The 21,270-nt window shown below is 41.2% G+C and carries 19 protein-coding genes and 1 pseudogene; 3 read left to right on the top strand and 17 right to left on the bottom strand.

Annotated elements, in window-relative coordinates:
* Positions 1-93: 93 nt before the first annotated feature.
* The 7 genes and pseudogenes from KFT32_RS05905 to KFT32_RS05875 form a co-directional block, all read right to left on the bottom strand.
* Entirely contained in the window at positions 94-945 is an 852-nt protein-coding gene (locus tag KFT32_RS05905) for an aminoglycoside 6-adenylyltransferase (protein ID WP_211746199.1), read from the bottom strand.
* Between the two features lie 22 nt (positions 946-967).
* Positions 968-1,543 carry an SH2 domain-containing protein gene (locus KFT32_RS05900; RefSeq protein WP_211746198.1) on the bottom strand — a complete coding sequence of 192 codons (576 nt, stop codon included), beginning with the start codon at positions 1,541-1,543 and terminating at the stop codon, positions 968-970.
* A gap of 90 nt (positions 1,544-1,633) precedes the next feature.
* Positions 1,634-2,287 carry a M48 family metallopeptidase gene (locus KFT32_RS05895; RefSeq protein WP_211746292.1) on the bottom strand — a complete coding sequence of 218 codons (654 nt, stop codon included), beginning with the start codon at positions 2,285-2,287 and terminating at the stop codon, positions 1,634-1,636.
* Positions 2,288-2,452: 165 nt separating this feature from the next.
* A pseudogene (locus KFT32_RS05890) lies at positions 2,453-2,845 on the bottom strand (cupin domain-containing protein); the annotation flags it as partial.
* Positions 2,846-3,245: 400 nt separating this feature from the next.
* The gene (locus KFT32_RS05885; protein WP_211746197.1) at positions 3,246-4,229 is read right to left on the bottom strand and encodes an alpha/beta hydrolase; all 984 of its coding nucleotides are present in this window, start codon (positions 4,227-4,229) and stop codon (positions 3,246-3,248) included.
* 134 nt (positions 4,230-4,363) lie between these two features.
* Positions 4,364-4,780, bottom strand: a complete 417-nt coding sequence (locus KFT32_RS05880; RefSeq protein WP_211746196.1) for a hypothetical protein — start codon at positions 4,778-4,780, stop codon at positions 4,364-4,366.
* Positions 4,781-4,946: 166 nt separating this feature from the next.
* A complete protein-coding gene (locus tag KFT32_RS05875) occupies positions 4,947-5,357 on the bottom strand; it encodes a MerR family transcriptional regulator (RefSeq protein ID WP_211746195.1) in 411 nt (136 codons plus the stop codon).
* A gap of 214 nt (positions 5,358-5,571) precedes the next feature.
* On the opposite strand from KFT32_RS05875, the gene KFT32_RS27160 reads away from it, so the two are divergent.
* A complete protein-coding gene (locus KFT32_RS27160) occupies positions 5,572-5,895 on the top strand; it encodes a carboxymuconolactone decarboxylase family protein (RefSeq protein WP_249435689.1) in 324 nt (107 codons plus the stop codon).
* An 18-nt stretch (positions 5,896-5,913) separates the two neighbouring features.
* The gene (locus KFT32_RS27155) at positions 5,914-6,309 is read left to right on the top strand and encodes a cupin domain-containing protein (protein ID WP_249435709.1); all 396 of its coding nucleotides are present in this window, start codon (positions 5,914-5,916) and stop codon (positions 6,307-6,309) included.
* 72 nt (positions 6,310-6,381) lie between these two features.
* Here the strand turns inward: KFT32_RS27155 and KFT32_RS05865 are convergent, their stop codons facing one another.
* The 9 genes from KFT32_RS05865 to KFT32_RS05825 all read right to left on the bottom strand — a co-directional run bounded on the left by KFT32_RS05865 (position 6,382) and on the right by KFT32_RS05825 (position 17,528).
* Positions 6,382-7,362: an aldo/keto reductase gene (locus tag KFT32_RS05865; RefSeq protein ID WP_211746194.1), complete on the bottom strand. Its 981-nt coding sequence runs from the start codon at positions 7,360-7,362 to the stop codon at positions 6,382-6,384.
* 78 nt (positions 7,363-7,440) lie between these two features.
* Positions 7,441-8,109, bottom strand: a complete 669-nt coding sequence (locus KFT32_RS05860; protein WP_211746193.1) for a VOC family protein — start codon at positions 8,107-8,109, stop codon at positions 7,441-7,443.
* 144 nt (positions 8,110-8,253) lie between these two features.
* Positions 8,254-9,123, bottom strand: a complete 870-nt coding sequence (locus KFT32_RS05855) for a methyl-accepting chemotaxis protein (RefSeq protein ID WP_211746192.1) — start codon at positions 9,121-9,123, stop codon at positions 8,254-8,256.
* A gap of 17 nt (positions 9,124-9,140) precedes the next feature.
* Complete coding sequence (yfmT, locus tag KFT32_RS05850) at positions 9,141-10,595, bottom strand: benzaldehyde dehydrogenase (protein ID WP_211746191.1); 1,455 nt, start codon at positions 10,593-10,595, stop codon at positions 9,141-9,143.
* Positions 10,596-10,769: 174 nt separating this feature from the next.
* Positions 10,770-11,990 carry a Bcr/CflA family efflux MFS transporter gene (locus KFT32_RS05845; RefSeq protein ID WP_211746190.1) on the bottom strand — a complete coding sequence of 407 codons (1,221 nt, stop codon included), beginning with the start codon at positions 11,988-11,990 and terminating at the stop codon, positions 10,770-10,772.
* A 465-nt stretch (positions 11,991-12,455) separates the two neighbouring features.
* Entirely contained in the window at positions 12,456-13,811 is a 1,356-nt protein-coding gene (locus tag KFT32_RS05840) for a glycoside hydrolase family 28 protein (protein ID WP_211746189.1), read from the bottom strand.
* Between the two features lie 28 nt (positions 13,812-13,839).
* Positions 13,840-14,964, bottom strand: a complete 1,125-nt coding sequence (locus KFT32_RS05835) for a glycoside hydrolase family 88/105 protein (RefSeq protein WP_211746188.1) — start codon at positions 14,962-14,964, stop codon at positions 13,840-13,842.
* 97 nt (positions 14,965-15,061) lie between these two features.
* Positions 15,062-16,567, bottom strand: coding sequence for an extracellular solute-binding protein (locus KFT32_RS05830; protein ID WP_211746187.1), 1,506 nt, complete (start codon positions 16,565-16,567; stop codon positions 15,062-15,064).
* 103 nt (positions 16,568-16,670) lie between these two features.
* Positions 16,671-17,528, bottom strand: a complete 858-nt coding sequence (locus KFT32_RS05825; RefSeq protein ID WP_249435708.1) for an ABC transporter permease — start codon at positions 17,526-17,528, stop codon at positions 16,671-16,673.
* A gap of 396 nt (positions 17,529-17,924) precedes the next feature.
* On the opposite strand from KFT32_RS05825, the gene KFT32_RS05820 reads away from it, so the two are divergent.
* Entirely contained in the window at positions 17,925-18,809 is an 885-nt protein-coding gene (locus KFT32_RS05820; protein WP_211746186.1) for a carbohydrate ABC transporter permease, read from the top strand.
* A gap of 83 nt (positions 18,810-18,892) precedes the next feature.
* Here the strand turns inward: KFT32_RS05820 and KFT32_RS05815 are convergent, their stop codons facing one another.
* Complete coding sequence (locus KFT32_RS05815; protein WP_211746185.1) at positions 18,893-21,136, bottom strand: AraC family transcriptional regulator; 2,244 nt, start codon at positions 21,134-21,136, stop codon at positions 18,893-18,895.
* Between the last annotated feature and the right edge of the window lie 134 nt (positions 21,137-21,270).

The raw sequence follows: 21,270 nt of genomic DNA, 5'->3' as shown, positions 1-21,270 counted from the left end.
CCGATCGTTCTGATCAACTGCCGTCATCTAGTTTGGTTCTATAGAAGAGGTTTTAATCCTCCTTTATAAAATCATCATAGTACTTTCAAGTCCCTAATCCTTAATCAATTGATGTTCATTCAACCACATTTGAATTTTAGAAAATAACTCGGCTGGAAAAGCGTAATGATATGTACTTGCGACTTGATAGGATAACCGACTGAATAATTCAATCGAAGAGATTAAAGCTTTCCAGTTACTTTCCTGATCAAATCCTATAAAAGAATCCTTTAATTCTTCAATAGCAGATTTTTCTGCCCATTCTCTAATAAATCTGCCTGCATGCCAAGTATCATGAGTTTCTCCATTCAGAGCTTTTGCATGCCATTCTATCATTTGTAAAAGCATCTGTTTACAATCTTTATCTCTCTGATTAGCTACCCAAAATTCATCTCGTAAAATTTGCTTTCCTACGTATAAACAAGCAAAACAATACATTTTATTAGTCTGCAAATAGTTCTCTGCTGTTATGGGCATGTTCTCTGGAGCCACTTTAGTTTGGGGTACTAATCTTTGTCCATTTTCTGTTTTATCTAGTAAAATTTTGACACCACGTTGAAAACCTAACGGAATTTGTCCTGAGTTCATTGAATGTTCTAAGCAAGAAATATGTTGAAAGAGAAAATCGACTTGTGCTCCTTGTTCAAAAAGAACGAGTTTCTCAGGGTCACCATGCACGGTTTGAAAGGTAAAGTCTATCCACACTGTACCAATTTCTGGTAACCATTTACTATCTTGAAGATAGTAGTCTGGATTGGTTGAAAAAACTACAACATCCAAATCAGAGTACTCGTCAAATGGTTTATTTTCTCTCGCTCTTGACCCCACTATATAGATGGCGAGTACTTCATCATTTTTACATCCCCAGTTATATATCCGATCTTCTATAACATCATATATAGACATAGTTCCTCCCCAATTTTCAACATCATAATAATTTATCCACCCTTATATATTGGTTTTCTTTCCACTCAAACCCTTTTTCCAATCTAAATGAGGATAGATTAATCGTCAGACTTAATTCTTTTTTAGGAGAACCGTTAAACCGCTTTGTACCGGTGGCCCAGCATGAGTATAGCTCTATACTTTCACCATCCACCATATTTTGATGTAAGTATTTGAATAGCTCCTCTAAACACTTTTTGCTGGTCAAATAGGAGATGGGATGAGACTGTTTCATTTCGTCATTGATCACAAAGCCACCGCCCTCAGAGTTCACTTGATATACCAATGGATGTCGGAAAACATGAGAGTAATCTTCGCTGGTAATGGGACCCGTTATATAAAGGCCAGCAGCATCTTCTTCAGTCTCATAAATCTCCATTAACTTATCCCCATTTGGGTATTTCTCCAGAAGTACTTGCATGAAATGTTGATCCTTGGCAGAAGGATTCACATTAGTTATGTAATCCTGAAGTGTCATAACTGTTTTATTTTGACCAAATGAACCTGTCGGAAGCTCATGCGCTGCAGCAATATAGTAGAATAAGGTCATATTATTCATCTCCAATTCCTATCAAAGTTTTTCGTACTCGATAAATTTCTTTAAAATAAAAAGAACCAAGATCTTTAGATTTCAGTTCTTTTAGCGTTTTTACAATGTCATGTCTTGCCCATACCTCGCGAGGTACGCTTCTTTCTCTTTGTAATCCTTCATTACGCTTCCAACACGCCGCCAAAAGGATCGATCATGATTCATATGCAAGAGATGACAAAGTTCATGAATAACCACGTAGTCAATGACCTCGAGAGGCGCCATCGCTAGACGGTAATTAAATGTAAGATGTTTGGCAGAGCTGCAGCTCCCCCACTTGGTTCGAGACTCCTCAATTATGAAAGATTTCGGCGTAACTTTCAGCATCTTCTGATAGATTTTGATACGTTCACCAATCACTTTCTTACAGCTTGCAAAATAAAACTTTTTCAGATCGCGTTGAAGCTCCTCTTCCGTTAGACCATTAGTCTCAATTAACTCATGCAGCGAATAATATTTTCCTAGATGAAGGAACTTTCCTTCATTTACGTATTCTCTGACCTTCGGAGCCGTCCGAGCTGCCTCTATTGCTTGTAATTGCTTCAAAATCGTACTCCCATGCTGCCTAACTATATTCATCACCACATCATCACTTGTATAATTCGGTGCCTTCACTGTAACCAGTCCCGAAGGATGAATATGGATCGAGAGCTTTTTGCGTGGGCCATACTGTACATGAAATTCTATTTGATGTTCCCCTAGTTCTATTTTCATCATCTACACCATTTCTATCAGGTTTTTCTCTATTATAGCAGATGATTCAGTTTTCTACGTCGAATGCATGAAGCAGATTAGCTCAACGATACCGGTTATTACCATAGTTCAAATCTCCAGATAAAGAGGGATTCGAAACGAGAGTTACTTCATCGGATCGTACCTCTAAACTGGATAATATATGGTCATACTTAAACGTGTTAAAGTTTCCCCAGAATTATAATAGGTGTGTGGTTTATCCGCCTTAAATCTGATTGAATCCCCTTCTTTTAATTTATATTCACATTCATTGATCCAAATCGTTAGTTCTCCATCAAAAACAGAAATAAATTCCTCGGTTCCCTCTCTATGGGAATGAGAACTTAACTTCCCTTCTTTTTCAATTTCAACTGTGTAAATTTCAAAACGTCTCTCTTCATGGAAAGGAAAAGCAGGATATACTCTATACCTTCCATTATCTTCAGACAATACTTGCATCTCATTTCTTAGAATAACTTGAGTATCAGGCTGCGGGTTATTTATCAGAGTAGTAAAAGAAGTCTTTAATCCATTCTCTATTATTTTGAAGGAGGTCTAATTAAATTCTACATAGAATGTTGGATGTCATTGCAGGGGTAGTAGTAGCTATAGCAATATATTGCTTATGTAAGTACTTTGTCCATATTCCAATTTCCACTTTATTTTGTATAGGAGTGGTTATATGTATTGTTGGTTTAACTATGTTTTTTCTCAGTAAGAAAATGATTTCCCTTAAAAGAATTTCTATCAATTTGAGTGCTTCTGGAACCATCCTAACCATTGTTCTTTCTACAATCATTTTTTCAGTAATTAGTGATTAGATTTTTAAATAGAAGTCCTTGAAAATAACAAAATAAAAAAGCCGCTTAAAGTAGCGACTTGTATACTGAGATACTTGTCATTTTACATACATGAGACATTAGTAAGTGTTTTTTCCTTCTCACGATTTCTTGTTCTGCTCAGCAAAATAATGTTCTACTGCATATTTGAATGAATCTATAAAAAAGGATACAGCCTTCTTACTTACTTCCGCGTTAGGATTGATGATGTCAAAACCATGAAAACAACCTTTATAAAGTTCGAAATCAACATGTACTCCAGCTCTTCTTAAATTATCTACATACTGAATAGTTTCATCTCTGAAAGGTTCTACATCACCAACAAAAGTAACAGTAGGAGGAAGATTACTATAGTCGGTAGCTCTGGCGGCGGCAGCATAGGAAGGTACCGTTTTGCCATAAAGGTTTCCTAGATACAATTTCCATGCCCATTTATTATAATCAGCGTTCCAAATCGGAGCGTTATTTTCTTTTGCCGACTCTGTAATAGACCTGTCATCAATCATTGGGTACAGTGGCATTTGAAATGCAATGTTCACCTCACCTTTATCTCTTGCGTAAAGAGTAAGTGCAGCAGCTAGTCCTCCTCCAGCACTTTCACCACCTACCATGAGTTGATCGTCTCTGACACCCAGTTGTGCTGCTTCTCTTTTCATCCATAAGAGTGAGTCGTAACAATCATCTAAAGCTGCTGGATAAGGAGCTTCGATTGATAACCGATAATCAGGAGCAACGACTACGCAGTTACTTGCTTGAATTAATTTTTTATACGTTTCCCCAAATTGCTCTGGGTTACCCATCGCATATCCTCCACCATGAATCCAGAGTACAGCAGGTGCATTTTCTATGGGACGTAGCGGTTTGTAGATTCGTATACGTATTTTTGAACCATCACTTTTGCGTGGTATCCAGACTTCACTGCACTGTAACCCATCGATGTTTTTTCCCGCTGATTTATCCGATCTCTTTTTCATTTTTTGCATGGATTGAAGCCACTTGTCTTCATTAGGAGATTTCATCAGTAAATCAATAAGTCTACCTCTAATCCTTAATTGCTTATCAATCATTTTGTTAGTAACTCTCATATAGTTATTCTCCCTTCTGAAAAAAGTAATTATAGACCCTCTTATAGAAACAGCGGCAAATTAGGACGTTACGAACTAGTCCAATCTGCCGCTGTTTTATTTTATACCTACAACAATAACATCAGTACCTCATCTTATTGTAACGCTTGAAGTAATGCTTCAATTTCTTCAGTTGTAAAATTTTCAAGGGCCATTTTTTGTAGTTTCTCTTTGTTTTCTTCGGTCAGCCCTTCAGATGTAATTTCCTTGACATCTTTAATATCGGAAACGGATACCCGACTGATGACAAATTTTAAAGCATCATCTTGACTCTTAAACACAGCATCGTTTTTATCCTCTTTATTCGAGGACTCCGCTGGTTTTGTATTGGAATCGCTTGATGCATATTGTTCTTTTAGTTGATTAAGTGCTTGTTCTACTTCTGGTTTAGCAAGTTCAGCTGATATTTGATTTGCAGCCGTATGAATCACTGTATTATAAACCCATTTTCCTCCTACGAAAAGCACAACTAAACAAGAAAAAAGGATTATCCAAGTTTTCTTTTTACGCATAAAATCCCCCTCCTTTCATTTACGATCATAGCATAGATTTCAATACTCAGCGAAGAAGCCCTTAGTTTAGATGAAGTAGATTCCTCTCTAAGTATAACTACAATAATAAAACAACCGCTCCTCGTCTAGCAAAGAGCAGTTGTTACTTTAACAGCGTAACCTGTTATTACTCTGCATTACTCTCCTTTTCGTTTGGATATAGAACAAATTCGTATTGATCCCCCTTCAATTGATCTTTGTAGAATACAATCTTCCGATTCAAAATTTCCTGGCTTTGTTGTAACGCTTGAATTTCTTGATCGACGAGACGCTTCCGCTCTTCAAGTAATTCAAGCCTTTCTATCATCGTATCATCACCCATAGCACGCCAATCGGTATATTGTTTTAGCTCTGTGATCGACATGCCTGAAGCTTTTAAATGTAATAAAAATTGAATCCAGCCGATATCTTGGTCAGTATATTCACGTATATTATTTTCATTTCGACGAGGTGCAAGTAGCCCTTCCATTTCATAGTATCTGAGTGTACTTGTTGTCACACCGACGATGTTTGCAAATTCTCCAATTGAATATGTCATGAATTATCCCTCGTTTCATATCTATTTCTACACAAATCATATACTTAATGTTTAGTTTAAGCGAATGCTATTGATCTAATAAAGTAAATAATGTGCTCCATCATATCACATGAATAAGATCATTATTTTTTGTTTTCTTTCTTGACTTAAAGTTTACTTTAAGTAGTATATTCACTCATGAACATACCAATATAGGATGGAGGAAATAACTCATATGGCAGAAAAACAGACAGCAGGAAGAAACTTGTTAGGAGAATTCGCTCCAAAATTTGCAGAACTGAACGATGACGTCTTATTCGGTGAGATTTGGTCAAGAGAGAAGGAGTTATCTGCTCGCGATCGCAGTATGATCACTGTATCTGCACTCATCTCAGGTGGGAACTTTGAACAACTAACTCCGCATCTTCAAAAAGCAAAGGGAAATGGAATAACACAAGAGGAAATTGCGGAAATCATCACTCATCTTTCATTCTATGTAGGTTGGCCAAAAGCTTGGTCAGCATTTAACATCGCAAAAGAAATCTATAAAAATGAATAAGAAAGCAGGTATTGAATGATGGCAAATGAAAATTTAAGCAACAGTACTATCTTTCCATTAGGCCAAAAAGTGGAAGCGAATTTTATCGGAGATGCTTTTTTACAAATGGTGTTTACAGATTCGAAACCTCTGAATGCACCCATCGGGAATGTAACTTTTGCTCCAGGAGCTCGCAATCATTGGCATTCTCACAAAGCTGGACAAGTTTTATTAGTCACTGGCGGTGAGGGCTGGTATCAAGAAGAAGGAAAAACTGCTCAATTACTCAAAACAGGAGATGTTGTGAACATTCCACCTCATGTAAAACATTGGCATGGCGCAACAAAAGACAGTTGGTTTGTACACCTAGCAATGACACCAGGTGAAACGGATTGGCTAGAACCAGTTGACAACGAAACGTATCATAAATTGTAAAAAAAATGCATCGGATCAAAGGATTCGATGCATTTTTCTATATTAATGGATGTGGTCTACATCGATAGCAATTTACTCATATCCGACAATTGAATGAGGCACATAAGGCTCTTCTAGTAATAATATCTCTTCAGGTGTCAGCGTAATTGATAGAGCATCTACCGCATTTTCAAGATGTGAAATCTTCGTTGCACCAATAATAGGAGCTGTTACTGGTTCTTTCTGTAGTAACCAGGCAAGTGCGACTTGAACGCGTGGGACGCCTCTTTTTTCTGCAATGGCTGCAACCTGCTCCACAACCAATCGATCCGCATTCGCAGTTGCATCGTATTTCGATTTCTGCACTTGGTCGGTTTCGGAACGTTCTGTCGTTTCGGACCAATCACGCGTCAATCTGCCTGATGCGAGCGGGCTATAGGGAATCACACCTATTTTTTCTTCTTTACAAAGAGGAAGCATCTCCCTTTCTTCTTCACGGTATATAAGGTTTAGATGATTCTGCATCGATATAAATCGGGTCCAGCCATTTTTCTCCGCTGTATGTAACGCTTTTTGAAATTGCCATGCATACATAGCAGAAGCACCAATGTACCTTGCCTTACCAGCCTTCACCACATCATGCAATGCTTCCATCGTTTCTTCAATAGGAGTTTCATAATCCCAGCGATGAATTTGATACAGATCCACATAATCGGTCCCTAGTCTCATAAGACTCTTATCAATTTCACTCATAATTGCCTTTCTGGATAGTCCAGCACCATTTGGACCTTGATGCATACGGAAATGTACCTTCGTCGCGAGGACAATCTCATCACGATTCGCGTAATCTTTTAAAGCCCTTCCGACAATTTCTTCACTAGTTCCGTCTGAATATACATTTGCCGTATCAAAAAAATTAATACCGAGCTCCAGCGCTTTTTTAATAATAGGACGACTGCGTTCTTCATTAAGTACCCATGGATGAATCCACCGTTCTGCAACACCAAAACCCATACACCCTAGACAAAGCCGGGATACATCTAAGCCGGTATTTCCAAGTTTCACATATTCCATTTGAAGAGTCCTCACTTTCTAAAGCAGTTTGTTTACCTTCAAATTTATATTACTCCTTGGAGTTAACTCTAAGTCAAATTAGATATAGATTTGATAAGGCAAATGCGGGACTGAGAATGGTTTCGTGTTATCTTTCATTTTCGCCGTGATTGGGAAAATTCTAGCTTTATCATTTGTAGGAAGCCATTTCCGCTCGAGTTCTACTACAATAAATAGCCCATGTTCGTCACCAATAGGTTGAAATGAAGCGCCATCTCCCCTCCATAAAGGAAGATTCACCTCTGATTGTAAGAGCGAGGCTACGTTTGCAACGTCCAACACAGGTAATCCAACTTCACTTACACAAAGAATGTCTTTATTAGTAAATTCATCTGAAGAAATACTTTTTATACTGTGGCGTGCAATATACTCCACTATGTTTCCAGACGGATCATAAAAATAAAATGCATGTGCGTTCCAATCTGTAAATTCAAACTCATCCTGGGAATCTTCTTGCAATAAGGTTACCCGTTTTGATACATACTCTTTGGCTAATTTGAATTTACTTTCATTAATGTTGAAGGCAAAATGGTAAGATGGTCGGTCATCCTTATCCTCTGTTCGAATAAATGTAAGGTTCGTTTCACCAACTGCTACTGTAAACGAACCTTCCTGTTCTTTTAATAATGCTAAACCTAGAGTCTGAACATAAAAAGATTTCAGTTCATTTAACTTATGAGTTTTAAATGTCACTTCTTCAAAAATCAATTTTGATCACACCATTCGTATAAAATGTTATTGCACTAAAGTTATTCCTGTTACTATTCTAACAAATGAATCCTAGATAAAAGATGATGAATCTAAAAAAAGAAGAAATACATGTTCAATGTATTTCTTCTCCGTTCTGGTTTATTAATGCTCGTTATCTTTTGAATACAGTGTTTCTTCAGCAACCTGAGCTAATTCTTCTGCTTTAATACTGATCTCCTGAATCGTTGCAGAGAATTCCTTAATCGTCCCTGATTGAGTATCGGTTAGAGAGTGGATATCAGAAAAAGCATCATTTAATTTCATCAATAATTCTTGAATGTTTTTGGTGATACCATTGATTTGGTCCACATTCTCTTTAGAACTCGTCGCAAGCTTTCGAATCTCATCAGCAACGACGGAGAATCCTCTACCTGCTTCCCCTGCTCTTGCCGCTTCGATCGCAGCATTTAGCCCTAACATGTTACTTTGATCGGAAATCTCCTTAACCACCGTGGAGATTTTCCCAATCTGCTGAGCACTGGAGCTAACATCCTTCATTTGGATTGTTACGTCGGTCACTCGCTCGGTAAGGTAAGAAATTGATTGACTGATGTCTTCAATGGATGCCGTTGTCTGCTCTACGATAGCAGAGAAGCTCTCGGCCATCTCAAAAAGTCTGCTCGCTTTTTCGAGACTAGTGCCCATACCCACTCCGCCAATAACGTTGCCTTGCTCATCGTGCAGCGGGATCGCACGAGCAGCAAGTGGAAAACCGAACAGCTCTTTCGGAACCACCGCGGATAAAGCTGTATTGTTCCGAATCGCATTTGTCACAATATCCCCCTCCATAAGCGGGTCCCCCGGGCTAACATTTAGCGAGAACGTTTTGCCCGGAAAGTTGACAATTAACTTTTCCGTATTATAAATACCAATGGTGATATCATCATTCGATAGACTTTGCAGCAGAGGGGCTACCTTCACAAACATTCTGATCAACTCATGCTGTGTTTGAACATCAGTCACATTATTCATACGATCTCCTAACGCCCTTAGTAAGGGAACTTCCGTTGTCCGTAATTAACCGAGATCCACTTCATCGTGGTGAATTCATCCAGGCTCCATTCCCCATTCAAACGCCCCAACCCAGACTGCTTTTCTCCTCCAAAAGCTACGATTGGCTCATCATTAATCGTAACATCGTTCACATGGATCATACCTGTTTGGACTTTCTTCGCCATTTCTACACCACGCTCAAGATTGGAGGTATGAATTGCACCACTAAGTCCAAAACGAGTGTCGTTAGCGATATCGATTCCTTCCTCTTCTGTTTCGAACGGCATGATACACACAACCGGACCAAACAACTCTTCTTGTGCTACAACCATATCCGGCTTAACATCAATGAGAACGGTCGGTTCTACCATTCTCCCTTTAATGTTTCCATGCACCAGGGGAACTGCACCTTGCTCAATCCCTTTTGCAATCAATTCTCTCAGTGTTTCTGCCTGACGGTCATTAATAACTGGTCCGATGATGGTTTGAGGATCACTTGGATCGCCTGTTGTAAGGGTCGAAATCTTCTCTTTGTATTTATCTACAAACTCCTGATAAATCGTCTTTTGTACAAGAATTCGGTTCGCTGACATACAAATTTGACCTTGATGCGTGAATCTGCTGAATGTTGCAGCTTGTACCGCATAGTCGATATCTGCATCTTCCAAAACGATAAACGCACTATTACCGCCAAGTTCCAGTAGCGGTTTTTTATAGTTCTTAACCGCCAGTTGGCCAATGTAGCTTCCGACCTTCGTCGAACCCGTGAAGGAAATGATTCTTGGAATCGGATGCTCCACGAACGCATCACCAATCTCTTTAATATCAGTTACTACAACATTCAGTAAGCCCTTTGGGATACCCGCTTCTTCGAAAATCTTACCGATCAGCGTTCCACCTGTAATGGGAGAATCCTCATGCGGTTTCAGTACTACACCATTACCAGCACCCAGTGCTGGAGCTACTGACTTCATTGACAAGAAGAAGGGGAAGTTAAACGGACTGATAACCCCAACTACGCCTGCTGGAATCCGGTACAACCGGTTCTCTTTTCCATCCTCCGTAGAAGGTAAAATTTTACCCTCCATTCTAAGAGGAAACGTAGCGGCTTCTTTGATCATATTTTTCACAAGACCGATCTCAAATGCTGCTTTAAGATGCGTTCCACCCAGTTCTTGAACAATTATGGACGTGATCTCTTCTTCATTTGCTTCAATATATGTAACAGCTTTCTCAAGGATATCGCGTTTCTTGTAGGGGTTAACCTTGTCCCATTCGAGCTTTGCTTTGTAGGCAGCCTGATAAGCATCATCTATGTCAGCAACGCTGGCGATTTGAAACGTAGTGATAACCTCATCATTATATGGATTGATGTTAGGCATTTGCTTCTCGCTCTTGCCATCTCTCCATACCCCACCAATAAATTGTTTTCCTAAATTTGAGTAGCCCATATTGTTCCTCCTGTGTGTGATATTACTACTAACAAGTATATATCGACAATATCGTGTTCATTGTTAAGTAATTTTTCTATGAACTATTTCATTGACCTGCTTGATACTACTTCATTAATGCAAAAAAAGCCGCCGAACGGCGACTTTTTACAAGCATATTTCGTATTCCTAGCTTTAACTAGGCGTCTGAAGGTTTCCTGTTTCTTTGGTTCCCGTCAGCTTCGTGAAGACGATTGCTCCTAGACAGGATGTGATGAACAAGATAGCCCCCATCGGAACTGCCGTCGTCTCGTCAATGCTGACGAGAGGCGATACTGCTGAGCCTAGAAGCAGCGGCACCAATCCAAGCACTGCGCTTGCACTCCCTGCACGATGCCCCTGATGCTCCATTGCTAGGGTGAACGTGCTCGTAGCGACGATACCGATCGTAATCATATAAATAAAGATACAGATAACAACAAGGAACAAGGGTCCACGGATCGCCGTCATAATCAAGAGCAGGAACGTGGATATTACAGCAATCCATACTCCGATCCGCAGTAGAGTCCGTTCAGGAACGATTCCACCAAAGCGGCCGATGAGAAAACTTCCGAATATGATGGCGATTCCGTTGATGCCGAATAATATGCTGAATACTTGCGGAGATACTCCATAAATCCCCTGATAAACGAAAGGGGTTCCAGAGACATATGCAAAACTTCCGCCATGAATGAACCCAACAGTCAAGGCGTATCCGATGAAAGTCCGATCTTTGAACAATGCGCCCATTGTCTTGACGGAATGTCCTAGCGAACTAGGCATCCGCTTCTCTGGAGGAAGTGATTCCTTAAGCCGCAGAGCAATGATCAGTACAATTATTAAACCGAACAAACTTAGAAAATAAAAGATAGATTGCCAGTTAGCGGACGGAAGTAATAGTATTGCACCGCCTGACATCGGTGCAACCATCGGAGCAACCGCATTGATGACCGATAATAAAGCAAAAAACTTCGTCAGCTCTCTTCCACTGAACACATCTCGCACAACAGCGCGAGAAATAACAAGTCCGGCAGCAGCCGTAAAACCTTGTAGAAATCTCGCGACCACAAGCATCGTTATATTCGGTGAAATCGCACAGAGCAATGACGACAACGCAAACAGGCTGAGAGAGATGATGAGCGGAATTTTACGGCCGCGCGCATCACTGATCGGACCAACGATCACCTGACCCAAGGCGAGACCGATCAAGCAGGAAGTCAGACTCAGCTGGACGAGGGAAGCTCTAGCTCCCATATCTTCAGCGATGTCGGGAAAGCTAGGAAGGTACATATCGATATTAAACGGTCCCAAAATACCGAGCAAGCTTAGAAGAAGGGCTAAGCCAAGGCGCTCTTTTCCAGTTGGATTATGCATCATGCGTATCAAACACCTTTTCTTAAAAATTTAGCTTCCACTCAAGCCATGGCTTGTTCCATTAATTGGATGTATGCTCAAGCATGTATGTATTGAATAAAAGACAAGACTTTGACCATTATAAGCATTTCGAACCTGTTTGTTAAGCAATTTCCATATAATCATTCATTCTCCTAAATTACTAGCTTACAGCTACTGCTTTTTCATACGCAGGTAAACAGATAGGGAGTGGCCCTTTTCCCATAGAAAAATCCCTCCAATAAACAACGTTTTAAGCACATCTTACGTGATGTCTTTTTTACGTTGTCTTGAAGGGATCACCAAACGGTGCTGCTTTTATGAATTACAATTAAACTCCTTCAGACTCTATTCTAGTTCCAATGTTCGCGGTTAACGATTCAGACTACAGGCATCTCCTAATAATAGAGGCTGTGTTCTATCCTACACCAATCAACTCTCCTTCTAAGGTCAAGGTCCTTCCTCCGCAGGTTTAACGGTTACCTGTTCCAGTAGTTGTTCCGGTTGTTTTGTATTCCGAGACTCGCAGTTTTCCAGAGTGACCCTCTCTCCATTCTCAACATGAAAAGCCGGACCTTCATGGTTCTCCACCGTTACATTCCTGAATCGAATATCTCTTGCGTTCCCGATGAAAAAGCCGCGATTATTCATATCCGGTATCCCAGCCATCATGGCAGGTTGACCTGGTGTAGCATCTTCCGCCATGGAAATGTCAATATGGTCGAAAGTGATTTCCGAAACATACTCCTCAGCCAGTCCATATATGAACCCAGCAGCCGCATGAACTCTTCGGGCGGTAATGTTCGCAAAGTGAATACGGCGAAAGCATGGTGTTTCCTCTGTTACAGGGTATGGATTCTTATCCCATACGTATCTGTCTTTGCCTTTCGGCCCGCAGAAATAATAGAGGTTCAAAATAAACGGGCAAATGACGTCTTCCATGACGATATTACTGATTCGGATATCCTCAACGAACCCTCCACGACCACGTCTGGATTTAAAGCGTATACCACGGTCGGTTTGCTTGAACACGCAGTTCGTAATGACAATATTCCGGACGCCTCCGCTCATCTCGCTGCCAATTACAACCCCTCCATGTCCATGAACCATCGTGCAATTGGTAATCGTAACATTTTCGCAAGGAACTCGTACTTCCGTATCTTCCGTGCCTGCTTTAATGGCAATGCAATCATCGCCAACGTCAATTTGGCAATTGCTTATGCGAACATTCGTACAGGATTCCGGATTTATCCCATCCGTGTTGGGGGAGTCAGCGGGATTGAAAATAGAAAGATTATCGATTGTAATGTCTTGGCAACGGACCGGATGTACTGTCCAGCTTGGAGAATTATTCATCGTAACGTCTCTTAGTGTCACCTTGCGGCAGTTGTCAAAACTGACAAGCTTAGGGCGGGGGTAGGCAAGTTCCTCAGGACAATTTCTTTGCTTATCCCACCATGTCTGCCCGTTCCCCTCCAGCTTTCCAGATCCAGTTAAGGAGACATTCTCCAGATCTATGCCGAAAATGCATGAGGTGTGCACCTCTTGCTTGACACCTTCCCAGCGAGAAATGACAATCGGATAATCCTCCGGTTTATCACTGAAAGAAAGAATGGCGCCAGGACTGATATGTAGTTCAATATTACTTTTCAATATAATAGCTCCAGAAAAAAAACGACCTGAAGGTACGTATACCGTACCTCCCCCAGCTTCTGAAGCTGCGGTTATCGCGGCTGCAATTGCATCTGTGGAAAGGATGGGCTCATTCTTTCTTGCTCCGTAATCAAGAATATTAAAAAACGACATCGCGATCACGTCTCCTTAATCAGCGTAATTATTGCAGCTCTCGCTCCAAAAACTCATATTCCGTGATAGCAAGCAAAAAAGCGCCAAGTCCCTTCTGATCATTCGTAATAATCGGCTCGCTGATATAATAGGCATACGTTCCATCGCGCTGTTCTTGCCCGCCTAAACCTGCCACCTGACAAGTTTTATTCAGATTCACCCACCCGTTCTTCGTCTCTAGCACGAATTCCGAGATTAAGCCGGCGTAGGCACGGTCCAGCGTGCCTATCCAGTTAGAGCTTAGCAGGCCAAGTCGGATGCCCTTTGCAATAGCATATACGATCATGCTGGAGGCGGATGATTCTAAATAATTTCCTTTTTGATCTCCCCTATTAACGACCTGGTACCATGCACCGCTATCCGCATCCTGAAAGTTACGCAGTGCGGCCAATGTGTCGTATAGAATGCGCGTTAACTCTCTGAAATCAGGGTGATCTTCTGGCAGGATTTCTAGAACATCCACGAGCGCCATCACGAACCAGCCGATCGATCTGCCCCAGAAGTTCGGCGATTGCCCCGTTTTTCGATCACACCACGGCTGCACGCGCTTTTCATCCCATGCATGGTAGAGTAGCCCCGTCTTTTCGTCCTTCGTATGTCGTTCACACAGGATGAATTGCTTCGTAACGTCATCCAAGTCATTCTCCTGCTCAAAAGTAAGTAAATACTCCAAATAAAAAGGAGCTCCCATATAAAGTCCATCCAGCCAAATCTGAAAAGGATAAATTTGTTTGTGCCAAAATGCCCCTTCCGATGTACGCGGATGAGAACTCAGCTGTTCTCGAAGTAAGGTAGCAGCCTTCCTATACTTCTCTTTGCTGGTTTCCTTGTGCAGGACAAATAGTAATTTGCCGTTATTTATATGATCGATATTATACTCTTCTTGGCTGTAGCCCAAGATCGAGCCATCCTCCCGAATAAAGTGATCCATATTTTGGCGTATGTACTGAAGATATCGTTCGTCTTTCGTGTTCTTCCATAAACACTCGAACCCTTTCAATACTACGCCATAATCATAAGACCATTTCCCATTATAGCCATTGACTTCATATAGTTTCGGCGTACGCTCCATTATGGATGATGCAACTCGTTCCGCCCATGTCGTGCATATCATCTTGATCTTCAACCTCCCTGTTTTGTCTTAAACCGTTCCGCTAGCAGATAAGCTTCTGACGAAACGGTGACAGACTCTATGACACAATGATTTCACCTCACTTACTATGGACCTCGTTGTAAGCGGCTTGGTACTCGGCAATGATTTTGTCGCCACCTGCTTTTCTCCAGCTCTGAACAGCTTGCTGGAAACCGTTTAAATCGATTTTGCCGAGAATATACTTGTACGTTGCGTCCGTAATCGTTTTCTGGAGTTCAGAACCTTGAGATGAAAACGTAGGCGATTCCAGTGAGTACATTGGATTGAGCACAGCGTATTTCTCGTTTTCTTGGATCAGTCGATCAGATTCCTTTTTAAGAGGGTCTGCATCATGGATATCATATCCAAACTCTTTCGGACGGGATGAGGCAAACGGCTGTACTTCCTGCTTCCATAGATCTGTATTCATTATCGTTACCGCTTTGTTCTGATCAACCTCATAATGAACTCCTTCAATTCCAAAGGTCAGCAGTGTATATACTTCTTCGGACATCAAGTCATTTACAAATTTCAGCACTTGCTTTAGTTCCGCTTCATCCTTCACCTCTGATTTCGGGAAGGCGAGTAATCCTCCGATACCATTGGATGCTGACCATATGGCTCTGTCGCTTTCATTCCCTGTAGACGTAATGTCATTGACCATGACAAGGTCCATGTCGTCCTGAATACCTTTGGCCAAATTCAATAGATTCTTACTATCGAAAAGAGCCCCAATGTAAATGCCCGCTTTACCTTGTGCAAAATTTTGCTGCTGGTCTGTCTTTGCCGTAACGGCAAATTCCTGATTGATATAACCTTTATTATAGAGTTCCTTCATAAAGTCCATCGTTTTGATGTAACCTTCTGACTCGAATTCAGGCGAAACATGACCATCTTCGCTGACACTCCAGACATTCGGCGTTCCGAAATAGGAGCTTAGCGTCTTAAATGCACCGTATACAAGGTCACTTCGATCCACAAATCCAGTCGTATCTTTTACACCGTTCCCGTCGGGATCTTCATCTGTAAACGCTTTAGCTACAGCCATTAATTCATCCGTCGTTTTTGGTACAGAAAGCCCCAATTTATCAAGCCAATCTTTGCGGATAACGGCCCCGTTTCTTGCAACTTGCTTCTGTAGGGGTACGCCATATAACTTGCCTTCGATGGATGCTGAGTTCCGCATATCCTGATTAATGGCTGCTAGATTTGGAAATTCATCTAGGTAAGGAGCTACGTCCCAGAACACTCCACCTTTCAAAGCGTTACGAACTGTAGAGTTGTCCATTATGGTAATGGATACGATGTCTGCAAGGGTGTCTGAGGCAAGGGAAGTATTCAAGCGTTCTTCTTTCGACGCATCTGGAATCCAGGAGAACTTGAGGTTCACATCCGTCGCATCCTCAATCTTTTTCAGTACGGTCTCCGTCGGAGGCGAAGCGGTATGAAGAATGTTCAACCAGCTGATCGAAGGTCTTCCGGAAGTACCTGATTCTTCTGAGCTTGATTTTATTCCGCCGCATGCACTGAGCAGCAGGCTACCGCAGATCGTAAGCGCTATCAATTTTACGAATTCACGTTTCATGTATACTTCCCCTTTATCAATGAATTTTCATCAAGCTTTTTTATCTTCCTCATCCGCTATAGCGGAAGTTAGAATTCGAAAAGTAATACTGTAATCCTATTGTTTAATAGACTCCGTCTTCACCGAATTTCTTGGCGAGCCTATTGGCTATCATGACCAAGATTAATCCGACTAGCCCCTTAAACAGACCCACCGTGGTACTGAAACTGAGCTGTCCGTTCTTTAACCCAGCCGTATAGATGTAAGTATCGAAAATTTCACCGACCTCTCGGTTGAGAGAGTTCAGTAGTAAGTACATATGTTCAAAGCCAAGTTCGAGTGTATTTCCGATTTTGAGAATCAGCAAAGTAATGATCACGGGGCGAATCGCAGGCAATGTCACGTGCCAAATTTTCCGAAATCGGCTAGCTCCATCCATCTCAGATGCCTCATAAAGCTGTGTATCCACAACGGTTATCGCTGCCAAATAAATAATGGTCGACCAGCCAGCTTCTTTCCAAATAATTTGCAGGATGTACATCGTGCGAAGCCACTCTGTTGAAGTTAAGAAGCTGATTTTTTGGCCTCCTAGGGCAGCGATAATTTCATTAATTACGCCACCATCCACGTTTAGGAAAACGTATGTGATCGAAACAATAATAACCCAAGACATGAAGTGAGGGATGTAAATCATCGTTTGAATCGAATTTTTGAACAATTTATGCCTTACTTCGTTCAGCATCAGCGCGAGAATGATCGGGATTGGAAAAAAAAGAACGATCTCGAGTGCAAATAGAATGAGCGTATTACTTAGAAGCATCGCAAACGTGGGTTCGGTGAACATGCGGGCAAAATGTTTGAACCCAACCCAGGGGCTCCCTTGGATGCCGAGATAAGGCTGATATTCCTGAAAGGAAATAATCAAACCGCCCATTGGAAAATACTTAAAAATAACGAAGTAAACAAACCCGGGGAGTATCATCAAATATAATAGTTTGTTTTTGCTTACGCTTTTTAATTGATGAAATATTTCATGTCTCTTCTGCGTTCTGCTTTGTACCTGAATAGCTGAAGAATTCGTTTCCTTCACTGGCTGTTGACCTCCTCGATCAGTTAGCATTGTGTTCGAAGCCAAGCATATCGATAAATCCATATGACGTATATAATCATTAGTTATCATCAGGTCCGTAACCTTTCGTAAATACGGCTAACTGTAGCTAATGATTATTTTTTGAGATCAGGATTATCTCCTTTTCACCAACCCACACTCTGGTGATCTCCTTCCTGAACCATACCGTAGGACATGATTATATACGGAATTTTCGTCACTTGATAAAGTTGAAGAGAAACCTATTATACGAGGAGGATCATACCTAATATGTCAAAATCGAGTCTCGTCCATCAATCACTAGGTAGCAAAATATTTAATATTGTAAATTACATGATTCTATTATTGTTTTCGCTTGCGTGCCTTCTACCATTCGTTAATGTCGTTGCCAGCTCCTTCGCTTCCACTGCGGAAATTGTTTCTAAAAAATTCGTTCTGTTTCCAACCACCTTTTCACTTGATGCTTACCGCTATATCTTCTCGACACCCACCATCTTCAAAGGACTCGGTGTATCTATTGGTACTACACTAGTAGGAACCTTCGTGAGTATGGTACTGACAGCTTTAATGGCTTATGGTTTATCTCGTAAATATTTGTTCGGACGAAATATCATTAATTTCCTTGTTGTGTTCTCGATGCTGTTCAGCGGTGGGATGATTCCAACCTTCCTCGTCGTAAAAATGGTCGGATTGATCGATTCCTATTGGTCCTTAATCATACCGACAGTGATCAACGCTTTTAATCTAATTATTATGAGAAACTTTTTTCAAGCTCTCCCGGAAAGTCTTGAAGAATCAGCCAAGATCGATGGAGCCAACGATTTCCTCATTCTGTGGAAAATCATGCTTCCACTTGCCCTTCCTTCCATTGCCACACTCTCCTTGTTCTACGGGGTCCATTACTGGAACACCTATATGAATGCCGTTCTTTACCTTAATGATTCCGAAAAATGGCCGCTTCAAGTATTGCTTCGCCAAATCGTCATCGTTTCAAGCGGAATGGAAGGCGATAACTCTTCCGTTGATATTATCCCGCCTGCACAGACGATTAAAATGGCAGTAATTGTGGTAGCGACGGTTCCGATGCTGATCGCTTACCCTTTCGTACAGAAATATTTTACTAAGGGCGCCCTGTTAGGGGCCGTAAAAGGGTAACAAGCGATAAAGATCGCTGAAGAGAGATGCGGATAGCAAAAAAGTTCTAGCTCTGCGCATTTGAATGCGCGGCTAGAACTTTTTTATTGTTCCAATTTCATCTTACGATACGCTCCAGGCGTAATATGTTCCTTCTTTCGAAACGAGCGAATGAAGTTTTGGGAATTTTGATAACGCAGGCGCTCAGCGATGTCCTTAATCGTCATATCAGTATCCACCAGCCAATTTCTGGCAACTTCCAATCGGTAGTTCATCACATACTCGCTGAAAGTAGTTCCGTACTCCTTCCTGAAAATACTGCTCAAGTAATTTGGAGAGTAATGCAGCCGTTCACTGATCAACTCGAGCGACAAATCCTGGTCATATTCAGTTCGGACGATGGTTGCGATTTTATGAGCTATCGAACGAAATTGTTGATTCGTCTTCTCTTTCATGCTTTTGACCATCGGATAGATGACATCATAAACAAGGATACGTTCAATCTCTTCGGGATTCCGTATATCAAGGAGACGATGATACAAGTTAGCATTTTCTTGAGTTAACAATACTTCGGTTCCTATGAGTTGCTGAAGTTGGATCAGATTGTTAACAAATCGAATCAGCGTCACTTCGAGGTTCATTGGATTTTTGCTATGCTTCATCATATCTGCTAGTAGTGGATACAGCGAATTCGAAACTCCTTCTTCATCACCCAGACGAATGGCATCAAACAGCCGCGACTCAAGCTCTGTCGGGTAATGCAACAACATGGGTCCAGTTACACCACGTGAAATGTCGTCATAAAAAATGATGGATTCCTTACCTAAATTTAATCGCTGATACAACGCTTCCAGACTCATCTCACAGGCCTCTCTGCTGTTCAGCACATCATTGTAGGACATACTGATGCCTATGCTTACGGAGAATTTCAAAAATTCTCTAGTAGATTTGATAATCGTCTTCGCATAATTCAGAATCTTGTCTCGCATGCCAGGGTCGGTCTCCTTCTCAAAAAGAAGCACGGTTGCCTGAGTCCGTTCATTGAGCACAACAGGAAGCATCCGTCCAGACTCGGGGACGATTTCCTGGACCATGTTATTCACAGCAAACAGTAACACATCCTTGTCAGACAACTGCACGTTACCATAGATGTCCAACTGGATCAGCATTGTAACGAAGACTGTGTTATGCGTAATTGGATATCCGAACTGAGACAAGCTCTTTTCTGCCTCTTCCTGGGTCACACGGTTTTGGAGCAAATTGAGCACAAATTGGGTTTCTAGCTTCGGCTTCTCAATCTCGATCAGATGCTGTAAACTTTCTTTCTCAGATACGATCGAATCAATCGAACTAATGATAAAGTCCACTTCATCTTTGGGGATCAGTACGGGATTCTTAGAAAGACTGCTTTGTATTTTTCGAAATGGACGGGTCAAATAGATAGAAAGTACATATGCCAAGACGATCATCAGAACCATAATAACAATCCCCATGATGATCAGACCCACCCGTGTAGTCGTTAAGGCTTCGCTTACTTCCTCCTCGTCCAGCAACGTGACATAGGTCCAGTTGTTATAGTCAGACTTTGCAAATAAAGCGAGAACAGACCCTCCCACATCACCTTCAAGTTTGATTTTACCCTTCAACGGTTCATGCATGGCCTGCTCGCTAATTTTTTGGATCTGCTGTTCAGTTAACTTCGCTTTTTCCGTTTCGGCTGTATAGAGTACTTCACCCTCTTTGTTCAAAATATAGACGGGTAGATCAGGCTTCGTCTGCAATGTTTGGTTTAATGTATGGAGGGAAATATCCGACAGAGCGATTGCTTTTTTGTCTTTTGAAGACACGGGGAGCGTATGCACAAACCGGATACCGTCATCCGTCTTTATCCAGTACAAGCCCTTGCTTGCTTTTTCGATATATTGTTCATAAAGTTCGTTACTTTCTTCTTCTGAAACACGCGTCAGTGAACCTTTGGAAATTTTCCAATTCTGATTCAGGCTAATCAGGGAATACTCTACGCCATCCAGCCCCATTGTGGCTATATAATTCAGTTGAGTATTTAGCTCCCGATAAATTTCAAAATCGCGTTCTGTTAGTGGGTTGTTAATGATTTCTTGAAAAGACTTCGTTGTGCTGTAAGTATTGAACGCATATTCAATGGTTTGAATTTTCTGTTCCAAGGTGTTTCGTATTTGTGTTATCAAGCTTTGATGACTCTCTCCAACGCGATCGGCTACAGAGCGAATCGTAGAGAAATAGATATAACTTCCGAGGCCCATAACGAGTCCAATACTTAAGATGAGAATTGGAATGAATATGTTATAAAACGTTTTACTCTTTCTCATGACTCCGCTCCTTAAGCAAAAATCAAACTGCTCCTATCATCGATCAACCATATTATAGCGCTTACATTTTTTTATTGACATATGAGTAGAGTATCTAGTTCGTTTTGATGATGAAGCATTTCAGCTATTAAAAC

It is taken from the genome of Paenibacillus sp. Marseille-Q4541 (assembly GCF_018310695.1).
GTDB lineage: Bacteria > Bacillota > Bacilli > Paenibacillales > Paenibacillaceae > Paenibacillus.
The sequence above is the reverse complement of the archived record's forward strand: the minus strand, read 5'-3'. Positions and strand labels throughout refer to the sequence as shown.

What these genes read in the sequence shown, in the direction of transcription:
- KFT32_RS05835 (WP_211746188.1), bottom strand. Translation starts at nt 14,964, where the DNA reads ATGATATGCACGACATGGGCGGAACGAGTTGCATCATCCATAATGGAG.
- KFT32_RS05885 (WP_211746197.1), bottom strand. Translation starts at nt 4,229, where the DNA reads ATGAGAGTTACTAACAAAATGATTGATAAGCAATTAAGGATTAGAGGT.
- KFT32_RS05905 (WP_211746199.1), bottom strand. Translation starts at nt 945, where the DNA reads ATGTCTATATATGATGTTATAGAAGATCGGATATATAACTGGGGATGT.
- KFT32_RS05845 (WP_211746190.1), bottom strand. Translation starts at nt 11,990, where the DNA reads ATGATGCATAATCCAACTGGAAAAGAGCGCCTTGGCTTAGCCCTTCTT.
- yfmT (WP_211746191.1), bottom strand. Translation starts at nt 10,595, where the DNA reads ATGGGCTACTCAAATTTAGGAAAACAATTTATTGGTGGGGTATGGAGA.
- KFT32_RS05815 (WP_211746185.1), bottom strand. Translation starts at nt 21,136, where the DNA reads ATGAGAAAGAGTAAAACGTTTTATAACATATTCATTCCAATTCTCATC.
- KFT32_RS05865 (WP_211746194.1), bottom strand. Translation starts at nt 7,362, where the DNA reads ATGGAATATGTGAAACTTGGAAATACCGGCTTAGATGTATCCCGGCTT.
- KFT32_RS05820 (WP_211746186.1), top strand. Translation starts at nt 17,925, where the DNA reads ATGTCAAAATCGAGTCTCGTCCATCAATCACTAGGTAGCAAAATATTT.
- KFT32_RS05895 (WP_211746292.1), bottom strand. Translation starts at nt 2,287, where the DNA reads ATGAAAATAGAACTAGGGGAACATCAAATAGAATTTCATGTACAGTAT.
- KFT32_RS05840 (WP_211746189.1), bottom strand. Translation starts at nt 13,811, where the DNA reads ATGTCGTTTTTTAATATTCTTGATTACGGAGCAAGAAAGAATGAGCCC.
- KFT32_RS27160 (WP_249435689.1), top strand. Translation starts at nt 5,572, where the DNA reads ATGGCAGAAAAACAGACAGCAGGAAGAAACTTGTTAGGAGAATTCGCT.
- KFT32_RS05875 (WP_211746195.1), bottom strand. Translation starts at nt 5,357, where the DNA reads ATGACATATTCAATTGGAGAATTTGCAAACATCGTCGGTGTGACAACA.
- KFT32_RS05880 (WP_211746196.1), bottom strand. Translation starts at nt 4,780, where the DNA reads ATGCGTAAAAAGAAAACTTGGATAATCCTTTTTTCTTGTTTAGTTGTG.
- KFT32_RS05855 (WP_211746192.1), bottom strand. Translation starts at nt 9,123, where the DNA reads ATGAATAATGTGACTGATGTTCAAACACAGCATGAGTTGATCAGAATG.
- KFT32_RS05900 (WP_211746198.1), bottom strand. Translation starts at nt 1,543, where the DNA reads ATGAATAATATGACCTTATTCTACTATATTGCTGCAGCGCATGAGCTT.
- KFT32_RS27155 (WP_249435709.1), top strand. Translation starts at nt 5,914, where the DNA reads ATGGCAAATGAAAATTTAAGCAACAGTACTATCTTTCCATTAGGCCAA.
- KFT32_RS05830 (WP_211746187.1), bottom strand. Translation starts at nt 16,567, where the DNA reads ATGAAACGTGAATTCGTAAAATTGATAGCGCTTACGATCTGCGGTAGC.
- KFT32_RS05825 (WP_249435708.1), bottom strand. Translation starts at nt 17,528, where the DNA reads ATGATACTCCCCGGGTTTGTTTACTTCGTTATTTTTAAGTATTTTCCA.